Origin of the sequence: Streptomyces sp. NPDC127098, assembly GCF_042722465.1 — a bacterium.
Lineage (GTDB): Bacteria > Actinomycetota > Actinomycetes > Streptomycetales > Streptomycetaceae > Streptomyces > Streptomyces millisiae.
In genome coordinates, this window is record NZ_JBHXFJ010000028.1 from 69,345 (window position 1) to 77,493 (window position 8,149).

Consider the following 8,149-nt stretch of genomic DNA (forward strand, 5'->3'; position numbering starts at 1 on the left):
CCGCCGCGTGCTGGCGGCGGTCGGAATTCCCCGGTATATTCCGTGGTTTGACGCTTTCCGGGTGGCGTCAAGCAGGTGGGATACAAAGGGAATTGTAGTGAGGTGGGGACCGAAATGTCAAGCGGCGGAATGCACGACCAGGAACAGGAATATCTGACGCGGCTCTACGACCGGCTCGACGCGCTGCGCGGGGAGACCAGGGAGCGGCTCGACCAGGTGCTGGCCAGCACCGGCCTCGGTCACCAGGGGCTCGCGGAACGGGACGTGGCGGCTGCCGAGTTGGCCGGTCGGGCGGCCCGGCTCGACTCGGTCGAGAACGGTCTCTGCTTCGGCCGGCTCGACATGCGCGACGGCGAGCGCTGCCATATCGGCCGTATCGGAATCCTCGACGACACCACCGACTACGAGCCGCTGCTGATCGACTGGCGGGCACCCGCGGCCCGCCCTTTCTATGTCGCCACCGCCGTTTCCACGGAAAACGTCAGGCGCCGCCGGCATATCAGGACCGAGGGCCGGCGGGTGACCGGCGTGCAGGACGAGGAGTTCGACCGCGGCGCCGAACCGACGGGCGACTCCGCCCTGTTCGACGCGCTCGACGCCGAGCGGACCGGCCGGATGGCCGACATCGTCTCCACCATCCAGGCCGAGCAGGACGACATCATCCGCGCCGACCACACCGGCGTGCTCGTCGTCCAGGGTGGCCCGGGCACCGGCAAGACCGCCGTCGCCCTGCACCGCGCCGCCTACCTCCTCTACACCCACCGCGAACGGCTCACCAGGAGCGTGGTGCTGGTGATCGGCCCCAACGCCACCTTCCTGCGCTACATCGGCGACGTGCTGCCGTCGCTCGGCGAGACCGGCGTGCTGCTCGCCACCGTGGGTGAGCTCTTCCCCGGCGTCCGCGCCGAGCTCGCCGAGGCCCCGGAAGTCGTCGAGCTGAAGGGCCGGCTCGACATGGCCGAGGTGGTCGCCGCCGCCGTCCGGGACCGGCAGCGCGTGCCGGAGGAGGGCGAGCCCTTCGAGGTCGTCCACGACGGCGAGCGGCTCTCCCTCGACCGGGAGACGTGCCTGCGGATCCGCGCCAGGGCCCGCGAGACCCGGCTGCCGCACAACGAGGCCCGCCCCTGGTTCCGGCGCTGGATGATCGAGGCGCTGGCCCGGGCGGCGAGCGAGCGCTACGGCACCGACCCGCTCGACGGCGGCAGCCTGCTCACCGACGCCGACCTGGAGACCATCGTCACCGAGCTGCGCGAGAGCCCCGAGGTGGCGGCGGCCGTCGACGCCCTCTGGCCGGCCCTCGACCCACAACGCCTGCTCGCCGAGCTCTACGCCTCGCCCCGCCGCCTGGCCGCCGCCGCGCCCCGGCTCGACCGCGCCGAGCGGGCCGCGCTGCTGCGCGGCCCGCACCGCGGTTGGAGCCCGGCCGACGTGCCGCTGCTCGACGAGGCCGCCGAACTGCTCGGCGTCGACGACCGCGCCGACCGCGCCGCGGTGGCGGCCGAGCGCGCGGAGCGCCTGCGGCTGGCCCAGGAGGCGCTGGACGTCGCCTACGGCTCCCGCACCACCGACTTCGACGATGGCGACGAGCCCGAACTCCTCTCCGCCTATGACCTCCTGGACGCCGAGACGCTCGCCGAACGGCACGAGGAGGCCGACCACCGCAGCCAGGCCCAGCGGGCCGCCGCCGACCGGACCTGGGCCTTCGGGCACGTCGTGGTGGACGAGGCCCAGGAACTCTCCCCGATGGCTTGGCGGTTGCTGATGCGGCGCTGCCCGGCCCGCTCCATGACGATCGTCGGCGACATCGCGCAGACCGGGGACCCGGCCGGCGCCCCGTCCTGGGCGGGGGTGCTCGCGCCGCATGTCGGGGACCGCTGGCGGCTGGCCGAGCTGACCGTCAACTACCGCCTGCCGTCCGAGATCGCCGAGCTGGCCGCGGCGGTGCTGCGGCGGATCGACGCCGCCCGCACCGCGCCGCGCGCCGTGCGGGCGGCCGGCGTCGCACCCTGGCGCGAGCCCGTGCCGGCCGGCGAACTGGCCGCCGCGGCCGGCCGGTTGGCCGCCGCGGAGCGCGCCCGCACCACCGGGGGTCGGGTGGGCGTGATCGCGCCCGCCGGCCTGGTCGCCGCGCTCGCCGGGCCGGTGCGCGCCGCCGCTCCCGACCGGGTGGACGTGCTCGACCCCAGGACCGCCAAGGGACTCGAGTTCGACTCGGTGGTCGTGGTCGACCCCGACCGGATCGTCGCCGACTCGCCGCGCGGCCTGAACGACCTCTATGTCGCGCTGACCCGACCCACCCGGCGCCTCGTCGTCCTGCACGACGCGGCCCGCCCACCGTTGCCGCCGCTCGGTGAGCTGTGACGCTCAGGCATCGGGACGGCCCGCCGCGTCCCGCGGTTCGGGCAGCGGCAGTTCGGCCCAGATGACCTTGCCGGCCTGGGTGTGCCTGGTGCCCCAGCGCCCGGCGAGCTGGGCGACCAGCATCAGGCCGCGCCCGGTCTCGTCGAGCGACCGGGCGCGGCGCAGGTGCGGGGCCGTGCTGCTGGCGTCGCACACCTCGAAGATCAGGCCCTTGTCGAGGATCAGCCGCAGCCCGATCGGCGGGCTGGCGTGCCGGAGGGCGTTGGTGACCAGCTCGCTGGTGAGCAACTCGCTGGTCATGATCTCCGCCTCGCCGAGACCCCAGACCGCCAGCCGTTCGCCCACCCGCTTCCGCGCCTCGCCCACCGAGGCCGGGACCGGCGGCACGTCCCAGAACGCCGTCCGGTCGGCGCCGAGCGCCCGGGTGCGGGCCAGCAGCAGCGCCACGTCGTCGCGCGCCCCGTCCGCGGGCAGCAGCGCTTCGAGCACCGTGTCGCACAGCGACTCGAGCGGCTCGTCCCGGTGCCCGCCGAGCACGTCCCGCAACAGAGCGAAGCCGGCGTCGATGTCCCGGTCGCGGTTCACCAACAGGCCGTCCGTGCAGAGCGTCAGCAGGCTGCCCTCCGGCAGCTCGCGCTCCACCGCCTCGAACGGCAGGCCGCCCACGCCGAGCGGCGGCCCTGCCGGCACCCGCAGCACCTCGGGCGCCGCCCCGTCCGGCGGGAGCACCAGCGGCGGGGGGTGCCCGGCCCGCGCCAGCTGGCAGATCCGCGAGACCGGGTCGTAGACGGCGTACAGGCAGGTGGCGCCGACGTCGCCGGCCGCCTCCTGGTCGCCGGTCTCCATCGCGAGACGCGCCACCAGATCATCCAGATGGGTGAGGAGTTCGTCGGGCGGCAGGTCGACGTCCGCCAGCGTCCGCACCGCCGTGCGCAGTCGGCCCATGGTGGCCGAGGCCTGGACGCCGTGGCCGACGACGTCGCCCACCACCAGCGCCACCCGGGCGCCGGAGAGCTGGATGACGTCGAACCAGTCACCGCCCACCCCGGTGTGCGGCGCGGCCGGCCGGTAGCGGGAGGCGGTGGCGACGGCCGTGGGGCTTGGCAGCACCCGGGGGAGCAGGTTGCGCTGGAGCGTCAGCGCCACCTCGCGCTCGCGGGTGTAGCGGCGGGCGTTGTCCACGCAGACGGCGGCCCGGGCGGCGATCTCCTCCGCAAGCAGCACGTCGTCGTGGACGAACGGCTCGGGGCGCCGGTGCCGGGCGAGCATCGCCACGCCCAGCGTGACGCCGCGGGCCCGCATCGGCACCGTCATCATCGAGTGGATGCCGAACTCGCGGATGCGCGCCAGCCGTTGCGGCCGCTCCTCGTACCACGGGCGCAGCGCGGGGTCCTCCAGGGCGTAGCGTACCGAGTGGCCGACGCGCAGCGCCTGGGCCTGCGGTGAGTGCCGCGAGTAACTGGTCAGGGTGCCCGTCGGTGTCAGGGCCTCCGGGCAGCCCTCCAGCACGGACCGCACGGCGATCCGCCGCATCGGCCGCTGCCAGGGCGCGGACGCCTTCGCCTCCATCGGCGGCTCGAACAGGTCGACGGTGATGAGGTCGGCGAGGTACGGCACGCACACCTCGGCCAGCTCCTCGGCCGTTCGGGTGACGTCGAGCGAGCTGCCGATGCGCGCCGCCGCGTCGTTGAGGACCGCGAGCCGCTGCCTGGCCGCGTACTGCTCGGTGGTGTCGATGGCCGTCAGGCAGACGGCGCGCAGCCGGCCGGACCGGTCGCGCAGCGGCACGAAGGAGGCGGCCCAGGCGTGCTCCCGCTGCTCGCCGCCGGTGCGCAGGAAGGTGTCCAGGTCCTGCCGGCGGCCGGTGTCCCTGGCGTACGCCAGGTGCTGCTCCAGCTCCTGGCTCTGCGGCTTGCCGCCGATCTCGGAGAGCCGGAGGCCGCGCGCCTCGTCCTCGGTGAGCCCGACGGTGCGCGCCATCTCCTCGTTCCACCGGCGCAGCCGCAGGTCGGTGTCGTAGATGGCCAGCGCGGCCGTCGTCTGCTCGAACGCGATGGCCGCGAGCTCCTCCTCGCCAGGACGCGGCTCGCCGCCGGAGAGCCGGCCGACCAGCAGCCAGCCGTCGCCGTCCTCGTCCGGCTCCCTGCGGTGTGCGATCACCGCGACGCGTACCACGTGCCCTGCGCGGTGGCGCAGCGCCAGCGTGCCGTTCCAGCGGGGGAGTGCGGCGAGCGACGCCCTGGTGCCGGGCGGCACGGCCTCGGCCAGCAGCTCGGCCGCCGCCCTGCCCACGGCCTCGGCGGCCGGCAGGCCGAGCAGCAGCGCCGCGCCCTCGCTCCAGGCCGTGATGGTCCCCGAGCCGTCCACCACGGCGGTGGCCACCGCCGGTGTCGGTTCCGGGTTCTCCATCGCTGCGCCGTCCCGTCTGGCCAGGTGCCGGGCGGATGCCCGTGTGATCAGATTCGTTCAGAAAGCGGGCGCTCTCAAGCGAAGGAAGGCGAGATCCGGGGCGCGAACAGCACCGCGTTCCCCCTGACGGGTGCCCGGCCGCGGCGCCGGGTGCCCCGAACGGCCCATGGAAAGCGCCCCGTTCCGGATCGGAACGGGGCGCTTCACGGCGACCGCGGTGCGAACGGGCGGTCAGGCCTTCTTGGTCTCCCAGAAGATCTTGTCGATCTGGGCGATGTAGTCGAGCGCCTTCTGGCCGGTGGCCGGGTCGGTGGACCCCTTGGCGGTGCTGAGGGCCTTCAGCGTCTCGTTCACCAGCTGGTGGAGCTCCGGGTACTTCTCGAAGTGCGGCGGCTTGAAGTAGTCGCTCCAGAGCACCGAGACGTGGTGCTTGGCCAGCTCGGCCCGCTCCTCCTTGATGGTGGTGGCGCGGGCGCGGAAGTGCGGGTCCTCGTTGGCCTGGTACTTCTCCTGGATGGCCTTGACCGACTCGGCCTCGATGCGGGCCTGGGCCGGGTCGTAGACACCGCAGGGGAGGTCGCAGTGGGCGCTGACCCTCACCTTCGGGGCGAACAGGCGGGAGAGCATGGAGCTGTCCTTCCTCGTGATCGTCTTCTCACGGCGACATTACTCCGTGCAGGGCCGGTTTTCCTGGGCGGGCCGGGCCGTGCGGCGTCGCCTAGGTCAAAAGTCCAATGCGGGAGTCGGCCCGATGGCTGACGATGGCGGGTGAGGAGAGGTGTGTGATGAAGCTGGGGCTCGCCGAGGTCTACAACCCGTCGATGCTGCCCACGCTGCGGCCGGGCGACCAGTTGGTGCTCGGCTACGGGGCGCGGGTGCGGCCGGGGGACGTGGTCGTGGTGCGGCATCCCTTCCAGCACGACCTGCTGATCGTCAAGCGCGCGGCGGAGCGGCGGGGTGGCGGCTGGTGGGTGGTGGGGGACAACCCGCTGGTCACCAATGACAGCCGGGAGTTCGGCGTGGTGCCGGACGGGCTCGTGGTGGCGCGGGCGGTGCTGCGGCTGCGCCCGCCGCTGCGGCATCAGCGGTCGCTGGTGGCGGTGCTCGGCTGGCTGCCGTCCTCGGTGCGGTTGTTGAGGCTGCGTTCGCGGCGTCTGCGGGCGCGGTAGGCGGCGACGTTGGCGCGGGTGGCGCAGCGGTCCGAGCAGTAGCGCTTGGAGCGGTTTGTCGATGTGTCGATATAGGCGTTGCGGCAGGGGGCGGCCCCGCAGACGCCGAGCCGGTCGACCCCGAGGTCGGTGAGCTGGAACGCCAGGCCCATGCAGGCGATCGCGGCGTATCCGGCGGTCGCGTTGGACGGGTGCTCGGCCAGGTGCAGGTGCCAGTTGGGGCGGCCGCTGTCGGTGAGCTCGTCGTGTCCCGAGATCTGCGGGCTGGCCGGGTACTCGAGCAGCAGCGCGTTCAGCAGGTCCACGGCCCTGGCCTCGTCGCCCTCGGCGGCGGCCGTGAAGACGGCCCGCAGCCTGGTCCGCACGGCGCGCAGCCGCGTCACGTCCGCCTCCCCGACGCGGCGCGCGCCGTACTGGTGCACGCCGAAGAGGGCACGCACGGCCTCCACCGAGGTGAGGGTGTCGGTGCCGCGCAGCGGCTCCTCGGTGTTCACCAGGCGCACGGCGAAGTCCGAGTAATAGGTCAGTTCCAATTGTGTTCCTTACTGGAGTGGCCTAGGGTTCTCAGCGTACCCGTAATAGGTGATTGAGCTGAGTGACTATTACTTGATTCGGGCTCTCGGAGGGAAGGCGATGGCGGACTGGCAGGCGTGGCAGGACAGTTGGGACCGGCAGCAGGAGTTCTACCTGCCGGACCGCGAGGAGCGGTTCCGGGTGATGCTCGACGCCGTCGAGGCGCTGGTCGGCGACCGGCCGCGGGTCCTCGACCTGGCGTGCGGCACCGGCACCATCACGGCGCGGGTGCTGCGGCGCTTTCCCGGCGCCGTCACCACCGGCGTCGACCAGGACCCGGCGCTGCTGACCATCGCCCGCGGCCACTTCGCCGGCGAGGAGCGGACCGGCTTCGTCACGGCCGACCTCACGGACCCGGCCTGGCCCTCCCTGCTGCCGCACGACACCTATGACGCCGTGCTCACCGCCACCGCGCTCCACTGGCTCACCCCCGACGCGCTGCGCGAGCTGTACGGGCGGCTCACGACGCTGCTCCGCCCCGGCGGCGTGTTCCTGAACGCGGACCACATGCCGGACCCCTCGACGCCGCGCATCAACGCGGCGGAGCGGGCGTTCACCGAGTCCCGGCAGGCCGGGGCGCGCGCGGCCGGCGTCCTCGACTGGCCCGACTGGTGGGCGAAGGTCGCCGCCGCACCGGAACTGGCCGAGGCGGCCGAGCGGCGGTTCGCCCTCTACGGACGCCCGGAGCACGGCGCCGACCACTCGGACCAGGGCGCCCTGCCGGTCGCGTGGCACCTCGAAGCGTTGCGCTCCGCGGGTTTCGCGGAGACGCGGCCGGCGTGGTGCTCGCTGACGGACGCGGTCGTTCTGGCACTGGCGTGACGGCTCTCGCGGCTCCGCCGCGGGTTGGCCTGCGGCCGGGCTCGGCGTGCGGCCGGTGGGCGTGGTGGCGCCGGGTGGCGGGAGCGCCGGGCGGTGCCTGCCCGCGGGTCGGCCTGCGGCCGGCGTGACTCCTCGAACCGGACGGGCCACGCGTGCGCCGTACGACGGGTGCCCAGGCGTGCGGGTCGGCCTGCGGCCGGCCGCGGGCGCGTGGTCCGTGGGCGTGGCGACGCCGGGTCGCGGGTGCGGGCGGGTGGCCCGCGCGCCGGGCGGTGCCCGCCCGCCCTCGGCGGGCGGCCTTGCGCGGCGGGCGCCTGCGGCACCGGCGAGGCCGGTTCGGCAGGGCGCCGGCGAAGCGGTGCGGCGGCGCCTTCGGTGCCGTGCGGCGTCGTCGCCAGGCCGACGGCCCGGGCAAGTGGTGCGCCCGCGTCTGTCATGGACGGGCCCGGTAGTCGGCACGGCGTGGTCGTTCCCCGGGGTGGGGCCGGCTCGGCGGGCGACTGCGACCCCGGCACGGGCAGAGCCCGTGCCGACCCGACGTGGCGCCGTTCGTTCCCCGAAGGCGGGGCCTGCGGCGCCTTCGGTGCTGTGTGGCGTCGTCGCTGGGCCTGCGGCCCGCGCCCGTCACCGGCGGCGCCCGTGGCGCCCTCGTGCCGGCGAAGCCGGTCGTGGGCCGTCAGGGCGGGGGGTGGTGGGGGGCCCGCCCGCCCCCCCCCCCCCCCCCCCGAGAACCCCGGCCGCCCCCCGCGCGGCCCCGCCCCCCGAGGCGCCCCCCCAAAAACCCCCCCCCGCGCCCGCCGGCCCCCCCCGGCGGG

Annotated in this window: 6 protein-coding genes; 3 read left to right on the forward strand and 3 right to left on the reverse strand. The window is 74.7% G+C overall.

The features are described 5' to 3' along the window. Positions 1 to 114: 114 nt before the first annotated feature. Positions 115 to 2,361, forward strand: a complete 2,247-nt coding sequence (locus ACFWI8_RS19220; protein WP_387092742.1) for a HelD family protein — start codon at positions 115 to 117, stop codon at positions 2,359 to 2,361. Positions 2,362 to 2,364: 3 nt separating this feature from the next. Here the strand turns inward: ACFWI8_RS19220 and ACFWI8_RS19225 are convergent, their stop codons facing one another. Beyond that, positions 2,365 to 4,770 carry a SpoIIE family protein phosphatase gene (locus ACFWI8_RS19225; RefSeq protein ID WP_387092744.1) on the reverse strand — a complete coding sequence of 802 codons (2,406 nt, stop codon included), beginning with the start codon at positions 4,768 to 4,770 and terminating at the stop codon, positions 2,365 to 2,367. Between the two features lie 231 nt (positions 4,771 to 5,001). Continuing rightward, a complete protein-coding gene (gene sodN, locus ACFWI8_RS19230) occupies positions 5,002 to 5,397 on the reverse strand; it encodes a superoxide dismutase, Ni (protein WP_387092747.1) in 396 nt (131 codons plus the stop codon). A gap of 107 nt (positions 5,398 to 5,504) precedes the next feature. Between sodN and sodX the strand changes: the two genes are divergently transcribed. Beyond that, positions 5,505 to 5,939, forward strand: a complete 435-nt coding sequence (gene sodX, locus ACFWI8_RS19235; RefSeq protein WP_387092750.1) for a nickel-type superoxide dismutase maturation protease — start codon at positions 5,505 to 5,507, stop codon at positions 5,937 to 5,939. On the opposite strand, the gene ACFWI8_RS19240 is transcribed toward sodX, so the two are convergent. Further along, positions 5,852 to 6,472 (reverse strand): CGNR zinc finger domain-containing protein, encoded by a 621-nt coding sequence (locus ACFWI8_RS19240; RefSeq protein WP_387092753.1) that lies wholly within the window; start codon positions 6,470 to 6,472, stop codon positions 5,852 to 5,854. The genes sodX and ACFWI8_RS19240 overlap by 88 nt on opposite strands. A 100-nt stretch (positions 6,473 to 6,572) precedes the next feature. Between ACFWI8_RS19240 and ACFWI8_RS19245 the strand changes: the two genes are divergently transcribed. Then, complete coding sequence (locus ACFWI8_RS19245; protein ID WP_387092756.1) at positions 6,573 to 7,334, forward strand: class I SAM-dependent methyltransferase; 762 nt, start codon at positions 6,573 to 6,575, stop codon at positions 7,332 to 7,334. Positions 7,335 to 8,149 lie beyond the last annotated feature (815 nt).